Source organism: Rhodoglobus vestalii, assembly GCF_006788895.1.
In the GTDB taxonomy this organism is placed as follows: Bacteria; Actinomycetota; Actinomycetes; order Actinomycetales; family Microbacteriaceae; genus Rhodoglobus; species Rhodoglobus vestalii.
This window is the reverse complement of the sequence record NZ_VFRA01000001.1, coordinates 2091404-2111683: the sequence shown is the minus strand read 5'-3', so window position 1 is coordinate 2111683 and position 20280 is coordinate 2091404. Positions and strand designations below refer to the sequence as shown.

The window sequence follows — 20280 nt, the reverse complement described above, 5'->3', positions numbered from 1 at the left end:
ATGGCGTCGCAGTGCTAGCCGACACTCACCCCGAATAGTAGCCCGAGCAGGTAGGTGGCCGCGGCGGCACCATAACCGATTGCCAACTGGCGGAGCGCACGCTTCAACGGCGATGCACCCGAAAGCAGACCAACAATTGAGCCGGTGAGAAGTAGTGCAACCCCCACCAGGCCGGCGGCGATGAACACTGCAGTGAGCCCCTCAGCACCGAACAGGTACGGCAACACCGGGATGATCGCGCCCGAGGCAAAGAACACGAAACTTGAGCCCGCCGCTCCGAGAGCTGAGCCGATCGGATTGTGCGCTGGCGCCGTAGCCACCGCTTGAGCGGGTGTGCCCGCCAGCACTTCTGCCGCGTGCACGTCTGCCTCGCGAGTGCTCATCCCGCGAGCACGATACACGAGAGCTAATTCGTTCTCATCGACGTCGAGATTGGTGACCGAGTCCGTCGGGATGGGGCCGTGCGCGGCGGCGTTCTCAAGCTCCAGTTGGGAGCGCACCGACACGTATTCACCGGCGGCCATTGAGAGCGCACCAGCGAGGAGACCGGCAACTCCGGTGAGCAGCACCACCGCGGTGGGCAGGCCTGCCGCGCTCATGCCGAGAACGAGGGCGAGGTTGGAGACGAGCCCATCATTCGCTCCAAACACTGCGGCGCGAAAGGTGCCCGAGAGACGTTGGCGGCCACGAGTGGCGAGAGCACGAACAACCTCCTCGTGCACAGCCTCATCGGCGGCCATCGTATCGGTGGCGTCGGTGTCATCCAGATACGGCGACCGAGACTCTGCTCGCTGGGCGAGCGCAAGCACAAAGACGGAACCAAAACGCCGTGCCAGCAGCCCCAGCAGACTCGTGCGCGGATCAGTTGGCAGCGGTCGCCCAGTCCGATCACCCAGCAGTCTCAACCAGTGATCTTCGTGGCGTTTTTCGGCCGCGGCAAGCGCCAAAAGAATTTCGCGCTCTTCCCCCGTGCGGCGGGATGCCAGGTCACGATAGATCGCCGCCTCAGCCCGTTCTGCGGCAAGGTAGCGTCGCCACCGGCGCACATCGCGTGTTTTCGGTTCTGGACTCATGCGTGGCACCTCATGCGGCGTCCCTCATTCGTAGCACCTCATGCGGAGTATTCCACTCCCCAGCTGGCAGAGAATTCAACGCCCGGTTCGAGCCACAACAAACCACGACCGGTGTTGAAGGCGTTGGGCGCCCCGGTCATGGGTTCAATGGCAACAGCGCGCCCCGGTCCGGTGGGCGTGGGAAAGCTGTCGGTGGTGAAGATTTGGATGAAGTCGAAGTTGTCGTCGACCATCAACCGCAGCTCTCCACCATCCGGTGCGGTCAGCCGAACGGCAACCCCATCGACAACTTCTACGCCACCGAATGCGGTATCCAGTTCTAGCTCACCCACGAGTCGTCCAGCACTGAAATCGAACGGGGTGCCGGGTGCCGCTACTTCGGCGGTCGGAATAAGTCGCTCGTCCACCTCGAAGTGGGTGGCCGCCGTCATCCTGAGGGTGAGCTCCGCGGTGGGAGTGTTGCCAATCCTGAAGAACGGGTGCGTTCCCAGTCCATACGGGGCAGCAGCCTCCGACAGGTTGGTGGCGGTGTGGGTAACGCGCAGCCCTGTCTCGATCAGTTCGTAGCGCACCGTCGTATGCAGGTGGAACGGGTACCCATGCTGGGGAAAAACTGTGGCGCCCAGTGTCACTGAGCTGTCGGTACGCTCGGTGAGTGTGTAACCGGTGTTGCGCAGCAGCCCATGGATGGCAGTGTTTCGGTCGCCCTCAGTGATATCGAGCTGCTGAAGATCGTCATCGAGCATCCATTGGCCATCTTCGACCCGGTTCGGCCACGGCACCAACACGATGCCATCCGCAAAGGGAGGCAGCTTGGTTTCGGCGTATCCCTCAATGAGATCAACACCGCCGATACTGAATGTGCGCAAGGACGCGGCAAGTTCGGTGACGGTCGCCCACGCCTCCCCCGCCGCAGTGGCACGAGTAATGATGTACTGGGTTCCGGTGGGTGCGCTCACCGCAACAGCCTACCGGCGTAAAACTCACAAACCAGAAAGAACCCATGTCAGATATTCGCGACGACGTACTCAACGACTTTGAGGCCGTCTTCGGCCACCCCGCGGCCGGCGTCTGGTCTGCCCCCGGCCGCCTGACACTACTCGGCACCGCCAACAGCCCCGACACGGATGCCGAACTTGCGATTGCCATCAACCGCCGTACCGTGCTGGCCGCCTCCACCCGCAGCGATCGCAGCGTGCGTATTGCCAGTGCGCTGGTTGATGAACTCATCACCGTGGAGCTCGATGAGCTCGACACCAGCGAGATTGCGGGGTGGAGCCGTCTGGCGCTGGCGATTGTGCAGGAGGTGATGGCGGCATCCGCCCACCAGCATGAGCTCAGTGGTGTTGACGTGTTTATCGATACGACGATTCCGGTGGGTGCCGGGCTGGGTTCCTCGTCAGCGCTCGAGGCTGCGCTGGCGCTGGCGCTCACCGACCTGTGGGAGTTGGACGCGCAAACTGCCCAGCTTTCCCACCACCCCGATGCTGCCGCCTGCGTGTTTGCGCTCAACGACCACGCGCTCGTGCGGCTTGAGGGTGAGAGTCGCCCCGAGCCACTGCCACTGGACTGGACGACCGCCGGCCTCGAACTGCTCGTGATCGACACCGATGCCCCGACCGCTGATGCCCTCGAAACGGCGACAGCCGACGACGAGGTGCGCCGAACCCTGCACACGGTCACCGAGAACCAGCGGATACGCGATGCGGTGCTCGCCATCCGTGACGAGACACCCCGGCTGCTTGGCGCCCTACTCGACGCCTCGCACGTGAGCCTGCGTGACGACTACCGGATCTCCACCACCGAAGTTGACCTCGCCGTCGAAACTGCCGTTGCCGCCGGTGCTTTAGGGGCGCGGATGCTCGGCCGCCCCTTCAGCGGAGTAGCCGTCGCCCTCGTCGACACCGACACGGCATCCCGGGTGCGGGTTGCGCTCGATGGCGCATTCGCCGAGCACGCGATGGGGCAACCGACCGTGGAGGAAGTGTCGCCGTCACAGGGTGCCGTGCGCGACCGCTAAGCCACAACCTTGAGCACGAACGCGACGATGAACCCAATCCCAACGACGGTGCCCGTCCACACCCAAAGGCGAGCCCAGGGGAAGCGGCGCTTGCGAGGGGTGCGCATCCCCGGGTAGGCGGGCGGCGTGGTCGGGGGGCGCTTCTTGGTCACTGTGCAAGCCGTTCTGCCGCCTCAACAACGTTCTTGACGAGCATCGCACGGGTCATCGGCCCGACACCGCCGGGCATCGGCGAAAGGTAACCCGCGACCTCCGCAACACCGGGGTCAACGTCTCCGACGAGTCGCCCCTTGCCGGTTGCCTCGTCGACGACACGAGTGATTCCGACATCGAGCACCGCAGCGCCCGGCTTGATCCATTCAGGGCGGATAAGGCCAGCAGAGCCGACAGCCGCAACCACGATATCCGCCTGGCGAACATGCGTTTCGAGCTGGGTGGTGCGGGAATGAGTGAGGGTGACCGTGGCATCCAGTCCCTTGCGAGTGAGCACAAGTCCGAGGGGGCGACCGACCGTGATCCCGCGACCGACAACGACAACGTGCTTACCAGCAATCGGTACGTCATAGCGTTCAAGCATTTCGACGATTCCGGCCGGGGTGCACGGCAACGGCGAATCAAGCGTCGTACCAACACCGAGCACGAGACGGCCAAGGTTGGTGGGGTGCAGACCGTCCGCGTCCTTGGCGGGATCCATGAGTTCGAGCATCGCGTTCTCATCAAGACCGGCGGGCAGCGGCAGCTGAATGATGTATCCGGTGACAGCAGCGTTCTCGTTTAACGCAACAATGGCATCCCGAACTTCGTCAGCGGATGCCGTAGCTGGCAGATCGACGCGGATAGATTCGATGCCCACTTCGGCACAGTCGCGGTGCTTGCCGGTTACGTAGGAACGCGAGCCCGGGTCGTCGCCGACGAGTAGCGTGCCGAGGCCGGGAGTAATTCCACGGGCTTTGAGGACATCCACGCGAACACGCAGTTCGTTCTTTAGCGCGGTTGCGGTGGCGACACCGTCAAGTTTCACTGCGGTCATCGTTTTCCCTTCGAATCGGGCTAATGCGTGTGCAGCTGCCTGCACGACTGCCACGTCTATTAAACGCTAAAGAGCCCGTCACCATGTTTACGCGGCGGCGGGCTCTCTAGCGGGGCTGATTAAGACCAGCTACCGGGGCTTTCGAGTCCTTCATAGAGCGGGAAGGCATCGGCGAGCGCGCGGGCACGAACCTTCAGTGCGGCGAGGTCGGCTCCCGGCTTGAGCGTTTCGGCGATGATGTCGGCCACTTCGGTGAATTCGGCGTCAGCGAATCCGCGGGTGGCGAGCGCGGGTGTTCCGATGCGCAGACCGGAGGTCACCATTGGTGGACGCGGGTCGGCGGGAACCGCGTTGCGGTTGACGGTGATGTCGACGGAGTGCAGCAGGTCTTCGGCTTCTTGACCGTTCAGTTCAGACTTCCGCAGGTCGACGAGCACCAGGTGCACATCGGTGCCTCCCGTGAGCACGTCAACGCCGAGGTCTGTCATGTCTTTCTGAACGAGTCGTTCAGCAAGAATTTGGGCCCCACGAACGGTGCGCTGCTGGCGATCTTTGAACTCATCGGATGCCGCCAGCATGAATGCGGTCGCCTTGGCGGCGATCACGTGCATGAGCGGCCCACCCTGCTGACCGGGGAACACATTGGAGTTGATCTTCTTCGCGATATCGACGTTGTTGGTGAGGATGAAGCCCGCACGCGGACCACCGAGGGTCTTGTGCACGGTCGACGACACAACATCGGCGTAGGGCACCGGTGAGGGGTGCAGTCCGGCGGCCACAAGGCCTGAAATGTGCGCCATGTCTACCCACAGAATCGCCCCAACCTCGTCGGCGATCGCGCGGAACGCCGCGAAGTCGAGCGTGCGCGAATAAGCTGACCAACCGGCGATGAGCACCTTGGGCTGGACCTCGATGGCTTTGGCGCGCACGGTCTCCATTTCGAGAAGACCGGTCTGCTCATTCACACCGTAGGCGTGAGCTTCGTAGAGCTTGCCCGAGAAGTTGAGACGCATACCGTGGGTGAGGTGCCCGCCATGATCGAGGGAGAGGCCGAGGATGCGGTCACCGGGCTGTGCGATGGCCGACATGACGGCGGCGTTGGCGGATGCACCCGAGTGCGGCTGAACGTTGGCGTAGGCGGCACCGAACAGGCTCTTGGCGCGCTCGATGGCGAGGCGCTCTGCGATGTCCACAAATTCACAACCGCCGTAATAGCGGCGTCCCGGGTAGCCCTCCGCGTATTTGTTGGTGAGAACCGAGCCCTGGGCTTCAAGGACAGCACGGGGGACGAAGTTCTCACTCGCGATCATCTCGAGGGTGTTGCGCTGGCGTTCGAGTTCTTGACCGAGAACGGCAGCGATCTCGGGATCTACCTCAGACAGAGGCGAAAGGAAGGTTGACACAGATGGGCTCCTTGAGACTGGGGTGGATACATCAAATCTACCCGGTGCTGGTCAACCTCGCGAGAGCGATCGCAGATCTAAGCTGCGCCTAAGCTGGTAATCGTGAACGACCACATCATCCATTCTGCACAGCTCGTCACAGCCGACGCGATTGTCGTCGACGGTTGGGTGGCGTCCAGCGGCGACACAATTAGCGCGAACGGGGTGGGCGAGGCGTGGAGAGCACACACGAGCGGTGACACCAACGTCACCGACGCAGCAGGTGGGTACCTCACGCCCGGCTTCATCGATATCCACTGTCATGGGGGAAATGGTGCCGCTTTCGATGATGGTGCCGACGCGATCCGACGCGCCCTGAGTGTGCACCGCGCCCACGGCACCACCCGCTCGGTCATCTCTTTGGTTAGCGGCGATCACGCGAGTCTCGTAAAGAACCTTGCGGCAATAGCTGACGTCACAGCAATTGACCCCCTCGTACTCGGCAGTCACCTCGAGGGCCCATTCCTCGACGCGGCATTCAAGGGCGCCCACAGCCCTGAAGTGCTGCGCAACCCGACGCCGCGCGAGATCGATAAACTTCTGGCTGCTGCCGCGGGCACTCTGCGGCAGATCACAATGGCCCCCGAACTCGACGGAGCCGCCGTTGCGATCACCCAACTCACCAAAGCGGGCGTCACGGTAGCTGTTGGCCACACCTCGGCCGACTACGAGCAAACCCTCACCGCGTTCGATGCCGGAGCACGACTGCTCACCCATGCCTTCAACGCCATGAAGGGCATCCACCACCGCGAACCGGGCCCAATCACGGCAGCGATCCGTCGCGAGTCCGTGACACTCGAAGTCATCAATGACGGCGTGCACGTGCATCCGGATGTTGTGAAGATGTTGTTTGCGTTGGCCCCCGGTCGCGTCGCGCTCGTCACCGACGCGATGGCCGCAGCCGGCTCCACCGACGGGCACTACCTACTCGGTTCGCTCGCTGTCACCGTGAACGATGGCGTCGCCCGGTTGAGTGACAGTGGCGCAATTGCCGGTTCAACTTTGACAATGGATGCCGCGGTGCGTCGAGCCATCACCGAGGTCGGCCTGAGCGTTCCGCAGGCTGTTGCGGCCGCCACCGTCGTGCCGGCTCGCGCAATCGGACGCGCTGGCGATCTGGGCTCTCTTGCTGCTGGGTTCGCCGCCGACGCCGTGCTTCTCGACGCCGACTTTAGGGTGCGGGCGGTGTGGGCTGCAGGTCGCGAAGTGCCGCGGCCCGGCCATCCCGACGCCTGAGCAGTTCACCACCGACGATCGCGAACACGACCGCGATACCAAGAATGACGGCGTCGACTGCCGGCAGCGAAAGGATGCCGTACTGGTCGAGCAGGATGCCGCCGAAGAGTGCGCCGCCACCGATCCCGATGTTGAACGACGTCGTAAGATAGGCCGAACCGACATCGCGCATGCGTGGGGATGCGAGCTGCAGGAGGCGCGTCTGAATCATCGCGGGCACGCCGCCGAACGCCATTCCCCAGACGATAATGACGGGGAACATGATCCAGGGTTCGGCGGGGAATAGGCCGAGCAGTGCCGCACAGATTGCCACGAGAGCGACCGTGACCGAGATGATGCTGCGCGGAAAGCGGTCGACGAGAAGCCCCGCGAGCGCAAGGCCGACAGCACCCGCAGCTCCGAATATGAGCAGTATGCCCGCGACCGCACCGGGCTCGATGCCCGCCGGCCCGATGAGGTACGGAACGATGTACGTATAAAAGAGGTTGTGGCCGAGCATCACCAGCGCAACCAGGATGCACACGTAGATCACCCCGGGAACCGAACGGTCTTTGCGCAGCGGGATCGAAATCTCGCCGGTGGAGAGGGTGTGGCGGTGGTCGACCGGGGGCAGTACCCGCACGACCATAATCGTGAGCGCAAGGATGATGATCGCAATCACGACGAAGGCGAGTCGCCACCCGAGAGCGTGACCGAGAGCGGTGCCGACGGGTACGCCAAGCACGAACGCAGCGGTGGCTCCGGCGCTAGTGACGGCAACAGCCCGACCGACTTGGTGGGCCGGCACGAGGTGCGCAGAGTACGCACCAACCACTGCCCAAAAGAGTCCGTGCGACAGGCCGCCAATCACTCGAGCAACAACGAGTACCGCATAGTTGGGTGCCGCCGCGGCCAACAGGTTTCCGACAACAAACACCAGCAGCACGGTGATCACAAGTGACTTGCGCGAATAGTTGCGGGTAAGGGCGGCAAGTGGGGCGGTCGAAATCACAACGGTGGCCGCAAAGATGGTGATAAGCAGCCCGACCTGTGACTCAGAGACCGACAGCTCAGTGGCAATCTCGGGCAACAAGCCGGTCGGCAACCACTCGCTCGTAACCGAGGTAAAAATGAGTGCCGAGAGGGTGAAAAGCCCTGCCCACGGAAAGGCCTGAAACGAAGAATCTGAAGAAATACGTGGCGAACTCATATGGACCTAATCCTACCGCTGGCACCGGTACGCTGAATCTGTGACCACCTCAACACACTGGATCGTGACTCTCACCTGTGACGATAAGCCCGGCATCGTGCACGCCATCAGCGGCGCGATCGTTGAAGCCGGCGGAAACATCACCGAATCGCAGCAGTTCTCCAGTGACGACACCGGTCGCTTCTTCATGCGTTTGCAGGTGGAATCGGATGCTCCGCGCGAGATTTTCGAGCAGGCTCTCGCCCCCGTGACCGAGCGGTACGCGATGGAATCGCAACTCGACGTTGTGGGGCGGCCCCTTCGCACCCTCGTTTTGGCATCCAAGGCCGGGCACTGTGTCAACGATCTGCTCTACCGCCAGCGGGCCGGACAGCTGACGATCGAACTGCCGCTCATCATGAGCAATCACCCCGATCTGGGTTCGCTTGCCAAGTTCTATGAGGTGCCGTTCGAATCACACCCCGTCACGACACCGGGCCAGAAGCTGGCTTTCGAAGATCGCGTCCTCGAGGTCGTCGAGCAGAACGACATTGAGCTGGTAGTGCTGGCCCGCTACATGCAGATCCTCTCGCCCGAACTGTGCGCACAGTTGAGCGGCAAAATCATCAACATCCACCACTCCTTCCTTCCCGGCTTCAAAGGAGCCAACCCCTACAAGCAGGCCCACGCTCGCGGCGTGAAGCTCATCGGTGCCACCGCTCACTTCGTGACGAGCGACCTCGATGAGGGCCCCATCATCGAGCAGAACGTGGTGCGGGTCGATCATGCCAGCACCCCACGAGAGCTGGTGTCGATCGGTCAAGACGAAGAAAGCCGAACCCTCACCCAAGCGGTGAGATGGTTTGCCGAAAATCGGGTACTACTCGACGGCGCCCGCACCATCATCTTCCGCTAAAGGCTGTCGCGGCACCCTCGCGCCGCTAGTGCAGCCGCTCCCAGTCGAGGCGGTTCTCCCACGAATAGCGGTAATAGTCTGCGAACGTGAGCTCGGATGCCGCAGCCTCATCCACAATTACCGTGACAGTTGAGTGCAACTGAATTGCCGATCCCGGCAGGCTCGCCGTCACCGGACCCTCCACAGCACCCGCGAGTGCCGCAGCTTTCGCCTCACCGAACGCGATCAGCACCAGATGCCCGGCACGCTGAATCGTGCCGAGCCCCTGCGTAACACAGTGCGTCGGCACCAGCTCGGGCGAATCAAAGAAGCGCGCATTGTCCAGCCGGGTCTGCTGCGTGAGGGTCTTCACCCGGGTGAGTGACGCAAACGACGACCCCGGCTCATTGAAACCAATATGACCCGTCGAACCAATTCCCAAAATCTGAAGATCAACACCACCCGCCGCAACAATCGCCCGCTCATAGTCAGCCCCCGCCGTCTCCACCGGCCCACTCTCCGCAGGAACCTGCACCAGCGACGGAGTCAACCCGAGCGGCTCAACAACCTCCCGGGTGATCACCGAACGGTAGCTTTCGGGATGCCCAGCAGGCAATCCAACATACTCATCGAGAGCAAACCCCCGCACAGCAGAAAGATCGAGGGCGCGAGCCGCGAGCGCCGCCCACGTCGTTAACGGCGTCGACCCTGTTGCCAGGCCGAGTACGGCATCCGGCCTTCGGCGCACGAGCGCCTCAATGAGGTCAGCGGCAACCTCGCCCGCGGCCTCTTTCGAATCAACGATTACTACTTCTGCCATTAGGCTACTGTCTCATGCGCGGCGCCTAACGTGCAGAGTGGTGTACCCGCAATTGGCCCGCTGAGAATGCTCTAGAAGACGCCGGTCATTCGTCTGCTTCACAGCAGCTCTCCGTCATACTAAAAGCCCGACCACCCCACTGGAGCCCCATGCGTAGCCTCGCCGACAAGAAGACCGCCACCGCCCTCTTTGCCGGAGTGACCCTCGTGGGAGCACTCTCCGCCTGCTCCTCCCCCGCCACCGGCACCGATGGGGCAGCAGCCGACGCGGGCGCCCCCGCTGCCGGCGGCGATTACACCGACGGAACCTACACCGAGACCGGGGATTACACCTCGCCGAACGGTGCCGAAAAAGTGGATGTCACGCTCACCCTCGAAAGCAACGTCGTCACCGATGTCACGGTCAAGGGTTACGGCGAAAGCCCCAACTCCAAGCAATACCAGGGCGAATTTATTAGTGGGATCGCCGCCGAGGTTGTCGGCAAGAACATCGACGACCTGTCCGTCGATAAAGTTGCCGGTTCCTCACTCACCAGCGGCGGCTTCAATAAGGCCGTCGATGCAATCAAGACAGACGCTCTCGCCTAGTCACAGGTTCGATGCCATTGGTGCGCCGTGGCAGATCGACACGGATCAGCCGCTGACTGCTGGGTCAGAGGCTGCCCTGCACGCACGCATCGATGAGTTCGACCGCACCTACTCGCGTTTTCGTGACGACTCCCTCGTCAGCAGCATCGCCCGAACCCGCGGCACCTATCAGTTCCCAGCGGATGCCGCGCCGCTCCTCGAACTGTATCGCCGTCTCTACACCGCAACCAGCGGGGCCATGAGCCCACTAGTCGGCCACGCGCTCGAAGAGCTCGGCTACGACCGCACCTACTCACTGCAGCCCGCCGCCACCCGCAGTCGCGTGCCCGAATGGCAGGAGGCGATCAGTTGGAATGGCAGTGAACTTACCACCCTCACCCCAGCGCTGCTCGACGTCGGAGCCGCGGGCAAGGGCTACCTTGTTGACCTCGTCGCCGAGGTACTGCGCGCGCATCGTGTCACCACCATGACGGTGGACGCGAGCGGAGATATTCTGCACCGCGGCGAAACGCCTCTCCGGGTCGCGCTGGAACATCCGCTCGACACCAGCAAAGCCATCGGCGTGGTGACCGTGCAGAACGAAGCAATTTGCGCCTCAGCCCCCAACCGACGTGCGTGGGCGGGGCTTCACCACATCCTTGATGCCCGCACGGGTCTGCCCACCGATCGCATCATCGCCACGTGGGCGATAGCCGCCACCACGCTAGAGGCAGATGGCCTCGCCACCGCCCTGTTCTTTGCTGAACCAGCCAGCCTTTTAGCGGAGTTCGACTTTCACTGGGTGCGGATGTTTGCGACCGGCCGAGTAGAGTCGTCGCCAAGCCTCAACGGAGAGCTGTTCACGCACAGGACACGCGCATGAAGCGCTGGCTAGATCGAACACTCGGCTCGCTCGCGATGTACAAACTGGTACTGGCGTCGCTTGTGCTTCTTACGGTCCTCGCCATCGTGCTCGCATTCTTCGGCCTAATTTCACCCGATCCGTTGGCTTTGCTCGCCAGCCTGCCCGTGGCTGTCGTCTTCAGCTTCGTCTCGAGCTGGCTTGGGGCCCGCATCGTTCGCCAGCGCGCACACCTCGAATCATCGTTGGTCACCGGCCTGATCGTGTTCTTCATCATGGCTCCGAGCCTCGAGCTGACGGGGCTGCTGGGCATCGCTCTCGCCTCAACCATTGCCGGCGCATCCAAGTTTCTGATCGCATTCCGCGGGCGCCATATCTTCAATCCCGCAGCCATTGGTGCGTACGTTTTCATCTTCGCGCCCCTCGGCTTTCCGACCTGGTGGATCGGCACCCCGTGGCTGCAACCGCTGATCGTCCTTTCGGCCTTCCTCATCCTCTACCGCACGCAACGTCTCGATCTGGGTGTGGTGTTTGTGGTCGTTGCGGCGAGCACACGCATCGCCCTGACAATTGCCGGTGGCGGTTCGCTGACCGAGGCACTCAGTTTCACTTTCGCATCCTCCCCGCTGCTCTTCTTCGTGGGTTTCATGCTGAGCGAGCCCCTGACCCAACCGCCGCGCCGCTGGCAACGACTCAGTATCGCCGTGATCGTCGCGCTTCTGTTTTCCATCCCGTTCTCCATCGGCCCCCTCTACAGCGACCCCCTGCTTGCCCTGCTCATTGGCAACCTGATTGCGTTCTTCTTCACCCAGCGCCGAACCATCCGCATGACGCGCGTCGAGACAACCGAGGTTGCGCCCGGCATCTGGGAGATCACTTTTGCCCCACACCGCCCCATCACGTTCCGGGCGGGACAATACATTGAGCTGTCGCTGCCGCACACGGCGGCAGATTTTCGTGGGGTTCGTCGCCACTTCACCATCTCTTCGGCGCCGGATGCCGGGGCCACCCTCTCGGTGACTGTTTCGGTATCCGAAAAATCGAGCAGTTTCAAGACGGCACTCTTGGCGCTTCCCCGGGGGGCTCAGGTCAATGCCACCGGAATCTGGGGCGATTTTGTGCTGCCGCGCAAGATCTCCGAGCCGGTACTGCTGGTTGCCGGCGGAATTGGTGTCACCCCTTTCGCCAGCCAGGTGGCGCATGCCCAGCGCCACAGCGAGGGTCGCGACATCGTTGTGGTTTATGCGAGCTCGAGCAGCGAACCGCTGCCGTTCACTGACGTGCTCAGCGAAGCGGGCGTTCGTGTAATTGTCTTTGGGCCGCAGCCCGCCGAATCGCTGCCGGCCGGGTGGGAACTCGGTGGCGAGGGGCGGATGAATGGCGACGCACTCTCCGCGCTGGTGCCCGATCTGGCCAGCCGACGCGTTTACCTTTCGGGCCCGCCAGCACTCGTCAACGACCTGAAGTTGGCACTGCGCACGAACGGGGCCCGGCGCATCCACACTGACTACTTCTCGGGGTACTAACTGTTAGGCGTCAGCGAGCGCCCGCACTCAACGGTGACGACGAGTCACTAGCGACCCGCGCCGACCCGGCATTACGGCCAAGATTCAGTGCACGAAGCGCGTTAAGGATCGTCACGAGATCCACGACCTCCTGAAGAGCGGCACCAACGATGGCGGGCATTACCCCGGTCATTGCCACCAGCATGAGCGCGATGCTGATGGCGATACCGATCCAAATGCTCTGCAGCGCAATATAGACGGTGCGCTTGCTGACCGATACGGCATCCACCACACGGTAGAGGTCGTCAACCAGAATGACGATGTCGGCAGATTCGCTTGCCGCGGTTGAGCCTTTTGCGCCCATCGCGATTCCCACATCGGCGGCGGCAAGTACGGGTGCATCGTTGACTCCATCCCCCACCATGACGACCGGCCCCGGTGTGATGGTGTGCACGATGCGCACCTTGTCTTCGGGAAGACACTCGGCGTGCACCTCGCTGAGCTGCAATTCGTCGGCGACTTTCTGTGCGGTCTGTTCGATGTCACCCGTCACCATCAGGGTCTTCTGGATGCCCAGTGCCTGTAGATCGTGCAGCATTCGTTGTGCTTCATCTCGCACCGCATCACGCAGAATGATCACCCCGGCCAATTGGTCATCGACGGCGACATATACGGCTGCTTCCCCGCTGCCGAGATCAACTTGAGCAAGACCGGGCGCCTGTTCGGCGACGAAGGCTGGCTTTCCGACGGTGATAACTTCGGTGCCGATGCGTGCCTGAACTCCGTGCGTCGCGACTTCGCGCGCATCCGTAACGGCCGGCAAGGAGTAGCCGCGGCGGCGAGCTTCTGCCACGAGTGAGGCTGCAAGTACGTGGGAGGAGTATTGTTCTGCGGCGGCGACCAGTGTGAGCACTGCTTCTTCGCTTCGCCCTGACTCGGGCCTGATCGCGACCACTTCGGGGGTTCCGCGCGTCAACGTACCGGTCTTGTCGAAGACGACAGTTTTTGCCCGTGCCAGCACTTCAAGGGTGCCCGCATTTTTGATGACCACACCGTGCGCGGATGCGCTCGACATTCCGGCCATGAATGCGACCGGCGCGGCAATCAACAGCGGGCATGGAGTGGCAACGACCAATACTTCAGCGAACCGTGTGGGGTCTCCCGAGAGCCACCATGCGATCCCCGCCAATGCAACGGAAACAAACGTGAATGGTGCAGCATAGCGATCGGCGAGCCGCACCAGGGCAGGCTTGCTGGCGGCTGCTTCGCTGACCAATTGCACAATCCGCTGATATTGGCTTTCGGATGCTCGTGCAGCGGCCGTCACGGTGACCGCTTCCGGTCCGTTGACGGAACCGCTCAGCAGGAGATCGCCGGCAACCTTGTCAACCGGCATACTTTCGCCGGTAAGGGATGATTCATCTACCGCGGTCGACGCAGAAACAAGCACCGCGTCCACGGGAACAATTTCCGAGGGGCGCACGACAAGGCGCTCGCCAACGGTGACCGCGGTGACCGGAACATCGACGAGCTCGCCGCTGTCGTCAAAAACGTGGGCAATCTGGGGCACGCGGCTTAAAAGCGCTTTCAGCTCACGCTGCGCTCTGCCAGCGGCAAAGTCTTCAAGAGCCTCACCCCCGGTGAGCATCAGCACAATGACGATGCTCGCCCAATACTCGCCAACGAGTACTGTCGCAATGATTGCCGTGACGGCAAGAACATCGAGACCAAACTCTTTGCGGAACAGGCGTCGAATCATCGAGACTGCTTCGCGCGCTGCAACCACAAGGGAATACCCCGACAGCAACCACGGTACGACAGCGGATGCCGGAGTCCAGTTCAGTGCGAGGCCAACCACCCCAACAACCACCGTTAGCGCCACGAGCGGATACCGGCGCACTGCGGCCACGAGAGTTGTCATGCTCTTGTTCTACTCGCAATCGCAGCATCCGGCCAGCAAGTTCAGGCTGCCCTTACTGTCGCAAGGATCAGCAATGAATAAAGTCACTTGCCGTTGCGGCAAAAAACTTATAGTCTTTCCGTTATGGAAAGTGACTTCGATTCTCTGTCCCGCAGCGAAGCCATCAATAAATTGGGCGAGCTGACAGCCGACCGCAATCGGCTAGCAGACAGCATCCGTGTTCCTTGGCCTCTTCTGGCTGGCTTCGGAGCGGTTGCTGCATGGTGGGTCGGCGCGGCTGCCACAACCTCGCCGGGTGAGAACTTTGAACCGCCGGCGACCAGCGGGTTAGCTTTTGCCATCATTTTCGTGATCGCCTACCTGATCCAACGAGAAACCGGCATCCGATTCAAACGGATGGGATCGCGCGCGGTGCTGGCTATGGTCGGGATTCTCTTCGGTTGCTTCACGCTATTCAGCGTTTCTCTCGGGTTGGTATCTTTTGGGATGCAGTGGGCGGTCTCTTTCACCAGCGTTGTCGCGTTTGCCCTAACAACGTGGCTAACCGCAGTCGCCTACCGCTCTGCAGCAGAAACCCTCCGTCGTGGATAAGGTGCGCTTCGACGACGTCATCCATGCACCGCTGCGTCTGCGCATCAGCGGGCTGCTCCGCCCCGTCGACAAACTCGATTTCGCGGTTCTCCGGAATGCACTGGACGTCTCAGACGCCACACTCTCGAAGCATCTGAAAACCCTAATCGGGGCGGGATACGTCGTCTCCGACAAGGCATCGACGTCGGATCGTGGCGATGCTCGACGCATTATGTGGTTGTCGCTGTCGCCCGCCGGAAGAGACGCCTTCGATGCGCACGTTCGAGCGCTTCAGGAGATAGCTGGCGCAGTCACAACGGATATTTGGCGCTCCGCCGATTAAGCCGCCGCCGTTCGCGGCCACCCCTTACGAAACGACAGCCGCTCACCTATGCTGAGACGGTGATGACCACCAACGCCGCGCCAGTGACGTCGCCCCTTCCGGGTGCGTCGTTACGCGTGTCAATGCGACGGTTCTTCTACCGGGCGTTCAGCCTGCGTGGTCGCGCCAGCATAAGCGAATACTGGTGGTGGATGCTCGTGAACGTCCTTGCGCTCATCATCACGCAGCTCGTCATTCCCGCCATCATCTTGGGCCGCAACTTTCAGGCGAACATCACCGTTAGCCCCTTTGGCTCCTGGGCACTCGCTCCGATCGAACTCTTCACTTGGAACAGCCAAGGAGCGGTCGACTCACCGGTCATCGCGGTACTCTCGATCATTGGCGGCGGGTGGGTACTTGCTACCGCAATTCCCGGTTTCACTGTCGCGGTGCGTCGCCTTCACGACTCAAACCTCTCCGGCTGGTGGGTGCTACTGGCGCTCACGCCGCCCGGTCCAATCATCCTATTCTTCCTCGCAGCGCGCCGCTCGCGTATCGAGGGTGTCCGCTTCGATTAGCGATTATCGCGCGGCCGAGTGCACCTAGTTGCTGCGCGCCGGACCCCGCCACATTGTGTTTACTGCTGGCCGACCCGGGGCAACCGGGATGCTGCCGTGCACGCGGAATCCCGCCGATTCGTACCGGTGGTCATTGGCCCCATTGCTCGACTCTAGAAAGGTTCCGATTCCTTGAGCATCGGCCTGCTCCACAACGTGGGCTAGCAACGCCATCCCAATTCCGTGACCGCGTGCCCGATTTCGAGTGCCAAGCATCGAAACATACAGGTGCGGAGTATCGACGGGGCGAGCATGCTCGAATCGTTCAAAGAGCCCGTTAACCGCATCGGCGTGATCTCCGAGAAGATCACCAAGAACGCTCGAGAATCGTTCCGCATCCGCATCCGACATTTCGTTGATTCCGGGCCCAAAAGCGGTGACGACAGCACCGCAACCGGAGGTGAGCCAGACGGCGTCATTGGCGATGGCATGAGTGACGGTCATCCGGAAGACAACAGCGTGCTGTGCTGCGCGCGCCTCCTGGTCAGGAAAGGCCCAACTCCAGACCGGGTCCTGATCGAACGCCTCAACAAGGGTGCCGACCACATCCGCCAAATCTGCCGGGGTGGCTAGCCGCATTGACCGCGCGGCATCGACTCGCACCGGATCCGCACTACCGCCCGTCGCCGTCATGAGTACAGCCTACGATGGCGTTCCCGAGGGCCGGACGGCGCAGATTCCAAACACGTATCGTGAACGAAGAAGCGAAAGCTTTCGCCCGAAATCTGTTCATCACCTACCCCATCCTGCTGGTGATTTTCGCCCTCTAGGGATGACGGATGCCAGTGCCCGCCAGAACGGCCACATACCCTTCCCGGTAGCTGGGGTAAGTGAACTCAAATCCTGATTCTCGCAGCCGGGTGTTGCGGCAACGCTTGCCCTGACCTCTGCTACCACCATCAGCATCTGCTGCAACCGGGGGCACCGGTCGGTCAAGGCTGTGCGCCAGAAACTCGACAATCTCGCGCTGGTCGGTCGGGCAGTCATCCACACCGATATACACGGTCGCTGGCTCTGCATTCATGGTGGTCAGGTGCACGATCGCCGCCGCCGCGTCGTCACGATGGATCAGATTGGTGAAGCGTGGTTTCGGCGACATCGTCTCGATCCCTTCGCGGATGCGGTCCACCTGTCGGGTGCGACCGGGGCCGTAGATTCCAGCCAAGCGCAGAATCGTCGCGGCGGGGATCAACTCAAGTAACAGGTCTTCTGCTTCTCGCAATACGATCGCGGTGGGTGAGGTGGGTTCAGCGATGGTCGACTCATCGACCCAGCTGCCGTCTGTGACGCCGTACACGGCCGTGGATGATACGTATACGACACGCGGCGGCTGAGCGCAATCGCGGTGGATTGCCGTTGCAATGCTGCGAACACTGTCAACATACGCCCTTCGATACCCATCGACGCTGCGTTCATCGGGACTCATCGCAATCATCACGATCGTGGTGTCCGCCGGCAGTAGCGGCAGTCCTGCCGAGAGGTCAACCGACTGGCCTTCGATTTCGGGCGGCAGCTTTTCTGCTGACCGTCGCAGCCCAATCACGCGGTGCTCCAGCGCAGCAAAACGCAGCCCAGTTTCGGTACCCAGATCACCACAGCCGGCAATTACAACGGTCATTTCACTCTCCCCAAATCACACGGCTCATCTCGCCCCCGGGGTGGACCAAGGGCGATACTCGCTTATGCCAGACGCGTCGCGAGGTTCTTGTCGAGGGTATCGAGGAACTCTTCGGTGGTTTCCCACTTCTGATCTGGCCCGACGAGCAGCGCCAGGTCCTTCGTCATGTGGCCAGCTTCAACACTCTTGATGACCACATCTTCGAGGGTTGAGGCAAAGTCGATGAGTTCCTGGTTGCTGTCGAGCACGCCACGGTGAGCGAGTCCACGGGTCCAGGCGTAGATCGACGCGATCGGGTTGGTGGAGGTGGGCTTGCCCTGCTGGTGCTGGCGGTAGTGACGAGTCACAGTGCCGTGGGCTGCCTCCGCTTCAACAACCTGTCCGTCTGGTGTTGCCAGAACGGAGGTCATGAGGCCGAGTGAGCCGAAGCCCTGAGCGACGGTGTCGGACTGCACATCGCCGTCATAGTTTTTGCAGGCCCAGACGTAGCCGCCCTCCCACTTCATGGCGGATGCGACCATGTCATCAATGAGGCGGTGCTCGTAGGTGAGCCCGGCAGCGTCGAACTTGTCCTTGAACTCGTTCTGGAAGATCTCTTCGAAGATGTCTTTAAAACGACCATCGTAGGCCTTGAGGATCGTGTTCTTGGTGGAGAGGTAAACGGGGTAGTTGCGTGTTAGTCCGTAGTTGAGGCTGGCGCGGGCGAAGTCGACGATCGAGTCATCGAGGTTGTACTGAACCTGGGCGATTCCGTCGCCGGGGGCATCGTAAACCTCGAACTTCATCGGCTCTGAACCGTCTTCGGGCGCAAACTCTACGGTCAGCTTGCCCTTGCCCTTGAAGCGGAAGTCGGTGGCGCGGTATTGGTCACCGAAGGCGTGACGGCCGATGATGATCGGCTTGTTCCAGCCCGGAACCAGTCGCGGGATGTTCGAGATGATGATGGGTTCGCGAAAAATTACGCCGCCCAGGATGTTACGGATCGTGCCGTTGGGGCTGCGCCACATCTTCTTGAGACCGAACTCTTCAACGCGGGCTTCGTCGGGCGTGATGGTTGCGCACTTCACGCCAACACCGTGCTTTTGGATGGCGTGAGCGGCATCAACGGTGATCTGGTCGTCGGTTGTGTCGCGGCTTTCAATTCCGAGGTCGTAGTACTCGAGGTTGACGTCGACATAGGGGTGGATCAGTGTTTCTTTGATCCGGTGCCAAATAATGCGCGTCATTTCGTCGCCATCGAGTTCGACGACGGTGCCTTCTACCTTGATCTTGGACAAGCTTTGCTCCTTAGTTGGTGGCCTCGACCAGCTTACTCTTTTTCCCAACTATCTCGACATAGAGATACCTTGGCGCATCTGTCTACCGCGGGTTAGCCTGTATCCATGGGTGAGCTAAGACTTGAAGAATTATCGGCAGGCACGATAGTTGCCGCCAACAACCTCTCACTGCGTCGCGGCCAGGAGCAGTTTGTGACGCCACCCTCCTATGCGATTGCGGATGCGTACATCGACCCGCTCACCTCGTGGCCGCGAGTTGTGCTCGACGGCGACACCGTCGTGGGATTCATCCGCGGCAATTTTGACCCCGATGCATCGCAGGAAGAGTTCCGCAGCTGCATTTGGCGCGTGAGCGTCTCCGGTGATGCCCAGGGCATGGGCGTTGGCCGTTTCGCCGTGAAGGCCCTCGCTGAAGAAGCGCGCAGTCGCGGCTTCGATCACGTGACAGCGATTTGGGAAGAGGGTGATGACGGCCCGGAACAATTCTTCCTCAAGGTTGGCTTCACCGTCGTCGGCGAAACCCAGTACGGCGAGAAGCTCGGCGCGTACACCCTGTAAGGCTGACGCTTCTCACCAAAAGTTTCGACGATCAATCCACGGCAAGGTATGAACGCGAGTACTCCGGTCCCGAACGTAACCGGCAACGATTTTGTGAGTCGCGTGCTGGCCGTCGTCGACTCAATCCCGCCCGGCCTCGCGATGACCTACGGCGATGTCGCGGCAACCATCGGCTCTCGCGCCGCGCGCGCTGTCGGCCAAGTGATGGCCCGCTACGGTTCTGAGGTGGCGTGGTGGCGCGTGATTCGGGCAGGCGGTCATCCGCCCCTCTGCCACGCCGACCAAGCCCTCGAACACTACAAGGCAGAATCAACGCCGCTGAGATGGATGCCCGACGGCAGTTATCGCGTCAACCTCACGGTAGCGCGCGCCCCGATCACGACCGATTGATTGCTGGTTTCGCGCAGCTTTTCGCCTGACTTAGGCGCCCATTTAGGCGCGTGCACGTTTTTGCAACGAGAGTGCAGACGAGTGCGGGCTGGACGTCTCTTTTCGAAGTCAGCGAAGGCGATGAATATCGAGCGACCCATGCGTCACCCACGCTGGCAACAGCACCAAGCTGCACCGCCGTAAAACGACGCTGTGCACGCTCACCCCGTCACAGAATTGAAAACAGCAACGCACGGAACCACGACACCCGCTGAACGCAGAGAATCGCGGGGTTTTCCGCACCGAACTGTCGCCACGGTGCCGTCGCTTCCGTGGTGACATCTCGCCCCACCAGGAGACCACTGCGTGCAGAAGAAAAAGCGACCCTGTTCTCGTTGCCGCAACGAAGAA

At 61.7% G+C, this 20280-nt stretch carries 22 protein-coding genes; 11 read left to right on the top strand and 11 right to left on the bottom strand.

The features are described 5' to 3' along the window. Positions 1-14: 14 nt before the first annotated feature. Both FB472_RS10380 and FB472_RS10375 read right to left on the bottom strand, forming a co-directional pair. Positions 15-1073 carry a VIT1/CCC1 transporter family protein gene (locus tag FB472_RS10380; protein WP_141990825.1) on the bottom strand — a complete coding sequence of 353 codons (1059 nt, stop codon included), beginning with the start codon at positions 1071-1073 and terminating at the stop codon, positions 15-17. Positions 1074-1111: 38 nt separating this feature from the next. Next, positions 1112-2032, bottom strand: a complete 921-nt coding sequence (locus FB472_RS10375) for an aldose 1-epimerase family protein (protein ID WP_246078182.1) — start codon at positions 2030-2032, stop codon at positions 1112-1114. A gap of 44 nt (positions 2033-2076) precedes the next feature. Between FB472_RS10375 and FB472_RS10370 the strand changes: the two genes are divergently transcribed. Continuing rightward, on the top strand, positions 2077-3093 hold the full coding sequence (locus FB472_RS10370; protein WP_141990824.1) for a galactokinase: 1017 nt from the start codon (positions 2077-2079) through the stop codon (positions 3091-3093). Here the strand turns inward: FB472_RS10370 and FB472_RS14060 are convergent. The 3 genes from FB472_RS14060 to glyA all read right to left on the bottom strand — a co-directional run bounded on the left by FB472_RS14060 (position 3090) and on the right by glyA (position 5526). After that, positions 3090-3245, bottom strand: coding sequence for a hypothetical protein (locus FB472_RS14060; protein WP_170192081.1), 156 nt, complete (start codon positions 3243-3245; stop codon positions 3090-3092). The genes FB472_RS10370 and FB472_RS14060 overlap by 4 nt on opposite strands. Beyond that, positions 3242-4123, bottom strand: a complete 882-nt coding sequence (locus FB472_RS10365; RefSeq protein ID WP_141990823.1) for a bifunctional methylenetetrahydrofolate dehydrogenase/methenyltetrahydrofolate cyclohydrolase — start codon at positions 4121-4123, stop codon at positions 3242-3244. Before FB472_RS10365 ends, FB472_RS14060 begins: the two co-directional genes overlap by 4 nt. A gap of 119 nt (positions 4124-4242) precedes the next feature. Next, positions 4243-5526 carry a serine hydroxymethyltransferase gene (gene glyA / locus FB472_RS10360; protein ID WP_141990822.1) on the bottom strand — a complete coding sequence of 428 codons (1284 nt, stop codon included), beginning with the start codon at positions 5524-5526 and terminating at the stop codon, positions 4243-4245. Between the two features lie 102 nt (positions 5527-5628). Between glyA and nagA the strand changes: the two genes are divergently transcribed. Beyond that, positions 5629-6801, top strand: coding sequence for an N-acetylglucosamine-6-phosphate deacetylase (gene nagA / locus FB472_RS10355; protein ID WP_141990821.1), 1173 nt, complete (start codon positions 5629-5631; stop codon positions 6799-6801). Here the strand turns inward: nagA and FB472_RS10350 are convergent. Further along, a complete protein-coding gene (locus tag FB472_RS10350; protein WP_141990820.1) occupies positions 6737-7990 on the bottom strand; it encodes an MFS transporter in 1254 nt (417 codons plus the stop codon). The genes nagA and FB472_RS10350 overlap by 65 nt on opposite strands. 40 nt (positions 7991-8030) lie before the next feature. Here FB472_RS10350 and purU point away from each other — a divergent pair, with 40 nt between their 5' ends. After that, a complete protein-coding gene (gene purU / locus FB472_RS10345; protein WP_141990819.1) occupies positions 8031-8885 on the top strand; it encodes a formyltetrahydrofolate deformylase in 855 nt (284 codons plus the stop codon). A 25-nt stretch (positions 8886-8910) separates the two neighbouring features. Here purU and FB472_RS10340 read toward each other — a convergent pair whose 3' ends face one another. Continuing rightward, positions 8911-9684, bottom strand: a complete 774-nt coding sequence (locus tag FB472_RS10340) for a glucosamine-6-phosphate deaminase (RefSeq protein WP_141990818.1) — start codon at positions 9682-9684, stop codon at positions 8911-8913. Positions 9685-9833: 149 nt separating this feature from the next. Here FB472_RS10340 and FB472_RS10335 point away from each other — a divergent pair, with 149 nt between their 5' ends. The 3 genes from FB472_RS10335 to FB472_RS10325 are packed head-to-tail and all read left to right on the top strand — an operon-like array spanning position 9834 to position 12638. Further along, the gene (locus tag FB472_RS10335) at positions 9834-10271 is read left to right on the top strand and encodes an FMN-binding protein (protein WP_141990817.1); all 438 of its coding nucleotides are present in this window, start codon (positions 9834-9836) and stop codon (positions 10269-10271) included. Further along, complete coding sequence (locus tag FB472_RS10330) at positions 10243-11133, top strand: FAD:protein FMN transferase (protein WP_141990816.1); 891 nt, start codon at positions 10243-10245, stop codon at positions 11131-11133. Before FB472_RS10335 ends, FB472_RS10330 begins: the two co-directional genes overlap by 29 nt. Beyond that, complete coding sequence (locus FB472_RS10325) at positions 11130-12638, top strand: FAD-dependent oxidoreductase (protein WP_141990815.1); 1509 nt, start codon at positions 11130-11132, stop codon at positions 12636-12638. Before FB472_RS10330 ends, FB472_RS10325 begins: the two co-directional genes overlap by 4 nt. A 10-nt stretch (positions 12639-12648) precedes the next feature. Here the strand turns inward: FB472_RS10325 and FB472_RS10320 are convergent, their stop codons facing one another. Continuing rightward, entirely contained in the window at positions 12649-14538 is a 1890-nt protein-coding gene (locus tag FB472_RS10320) for a heavy metal translocating P-type ATPase (RefSeq protein ID WP_141990814.1), read from the bottom strand. A 123-nt stretch (positions 14539-14661) separates the two neighbouring features. On the opposite strand from FB472_RS10320, the gene FB472_RS10315 reads away from it, so the two are divergent. The 3 genes from FB472_RS10315 to FB472_RS10305 all read left to right on the top strand — a co-directional run bounded on the left by FB472_RS10315 (position 14662) and on the right by FB472_RS10305 (position 16008). Next, on the top strand, positions 14662-15129 hold the full coding sequence (locus FB472_RS10315; RefSeq protein ID WP_141990813.1) for a hypothetical protein: 468 nt from the start codon (positions 14662-14664) through the stop codon (positions 15127-15129). Continuing rightward, positions 15122-15451, top strand: a complete 330-nt coding sequence (locus FB472_RS10310) for a transcriptional regulator (RefSeq protein ID WP_141990812.1) — start codon at positions 15122-15124, stop codon at positions 15449-15451. The genes FB472_RS10315 and FB472_RS10310 overlap by 8 nt, the downstream gene beginning before the upstream one ends. 62 nt (positions 15452-15513) lie before the next feature. Beyond that, positions 15514-16008, top strand: coding sequence for a DUF805 domain-containing protein (locus FB472_RS10305; protein WP_246078292.1), 495 nt, complete (start codon positions 15514-15516; stop codon positions 16006-16008). A gap of 24 nt (positions 16009-16032) precedes the next feature. On the opposite strand, the gene FB472_RS10300 is transcribed toward FB472_RS10305, so the two are convergent. From FB472_RS10300 to FB472_RS10290, 3 genes are all read right to left on the bottom strand, one after another. Continuing rightward, positions 16033-16680: a GNAT family N-acetyltransferase gene (locus tag FB472_RS10300; protein WP_141990810.1), complete on the bottom strand. Its 648-nt coding sequence runs from the start codon at positions 16678-16680 to the stop codon at positions 16033-16035. A gap of 133 nt (positions 16681-16813) precedes the next feature. Next, positions 16814-17665, bottom strand: coding sequence for an NAD-dependent epimerase/dehydratase family protein (locus FB472_RS10295; RefSeq protein WP_141990809.1), 852 nt, complete (start codon positions 17663-17665; stop codon positions 16814-16816). Between the two features lie 62 nt (positions 17666-17727). Continuing rightward, on the bottom strand, positions 17728-18942 hold the full coding sequence (locus tag FB472_RS10290) for an NADP-dependent isocitrate dehydrogenase (RefSeq protein ID WP_141990808.1): 1215 nt from the start codon (positions 18940-18942) through the stop codon (positions 17728-17730). A gap of 105 nt (positions 18943-19047) precedes the next feature. Between FB472_RS10290 and FB472_RS10285 the strand changes: the two genes are divergently transcribed. Together FB472_RS10285 and FB472_RS10280 are read left to right on the top strand one after the other, a co-directional pair. Further along, on the top strand, positions 19048-19500 hold the full coding sequence (locus FB472_RS10285) for a GNAT family N-acetyltransferase (protein WP_141990807.1): 453 nt from the start codon (positions 19048-19050) through the stop codon (positions 19498-19500). Between the two features lie 48 nt (positions 19501-19548). Next, positions 19549-19890 (top strand): MGMT family protein, encoded by a 342-nt coding sequence (locus FB472_RS10280; RefSeq protein ID WP_141990806.1) that lies wholly within the window; start codon positions 19549-19551, stop codon positions 19888-19890. Positions 19891-20280 lie beyond the last annotated feature (390 nt).

What these genes read in the sequence shown, in the direction of transcription:
- FB472_RS10295 (WP_141990809.1), bottom strand. Translation starts at nt 17,665, where the DNA reads ATGACCGTTGTAATTGCCGGCTGTGGTGATCTGGGTACCGAAACTGGG.
- FB472_RS10330 (WP_141990816.1), top strand. Translation starts at nt 10,243, where the DNA reads ATGCAATCAAGACAGACGCTCTCGCCTAGTCACAGGTTCGATGCCATT.
- FB472_RS10350 (WP_141990820.1), bottom strand. Translation starts at nt 7,990, where the DNA reads ATGAGTTCGCCACGTATTTCTTCAGATTCTTCGTTTCAGGCCTTTCCG.
- FB472_RS10325 (WP_141990815.1), top strand. Translation starts at nt 11,130, where the DNA reads ATGAAGCGCTGGCTAGATCGAACACTCGGCTCGCTCGCGATGTACAAA.
- FB472_RS10315 (WP_141990813.1), top strand. Translation starts at nt 14,662, where the DNA reads ATGGAAAGTGACTTCGATTCTCTGTCCCGCAGCGAAGCCATCAATAAA.
- FB472_RS10320 (WP_141990814.1), bottom strand. Translation starts at nt 14,538, where the DNA reads ATGACAACTCTCGTGGCCGCAGTGCGCCGGTATCCGCTCGTGGCGCTA.
- FB472_RS10300 (WP_141990810.1), bottom strand. Translation starts at nt 16,680, where the DNA reads ATGACGGCGACGGGCGGTAGTGCGGATCCGGTGCGAGTCGATGCCGCG.
- FB472_RS10370 (WP_141990824.1), top strand. Translation starts at nt 2,077, where the DNA reads ATGTCAGATATTCGCGACGACGTACTCAACGACTTTGAGGCCGTCTTC.
- FB472_RS10285 (WP_141990807.1), top strand. Translation starts at nt 19,048, where the DNA reads ATGGGTGAGCTAAGACTTGAAGAATTATCGGCAGGCACGATAGTTGCC.
- FB472_RS10335 (WP_141990817.1), top strand. Translation starts at nt 9,834, where the DNA reads ATGCGTAGCCTCGCCGACAAGAAGACCGCCACCGCCCTCTTTGCCGGA.
- FB472_RS10380 (WP_141990825.1), bottom strand. Translation starts at nt 1,073, where the DNA reads ATGAGTCCAGAACCGAAAACACGCGATGTGCGCCGGTGGCGACGCTAC.
- FB472_RS10305 (WP_246078292.1), top strand. Translation starts at nt 15,514, where the DNA reads ATGACCACCAACGCCGCGCCAGTGACGTCGCCCCTTCCGGGTGCGTCG.
- FB472_RS10280 (WP_141990806.1), top strand. Translation starts at nt 19,549, where the DNA reads ATGAACGCGAGTACTCCGGTCCCGAACGTAACCGGCAACGATTTTGTG.
- FB472_RS10340 (WP_141990818.1), bottom strand. Translation starts at nt 9,684, where the DNA reads ATGGCAGAAGTAGTAATCGTTGATTCGAAAGAGGCCGCGGGCGAGGTT.
- FB472_RS10365 (WP_141990823.1), bottom strand. Translation starts at nt 4,123, where the DNA reads ATGACCGCAGTGAAACTTGACGGTGTCGCCACCGCAACCGCGCTAAAG.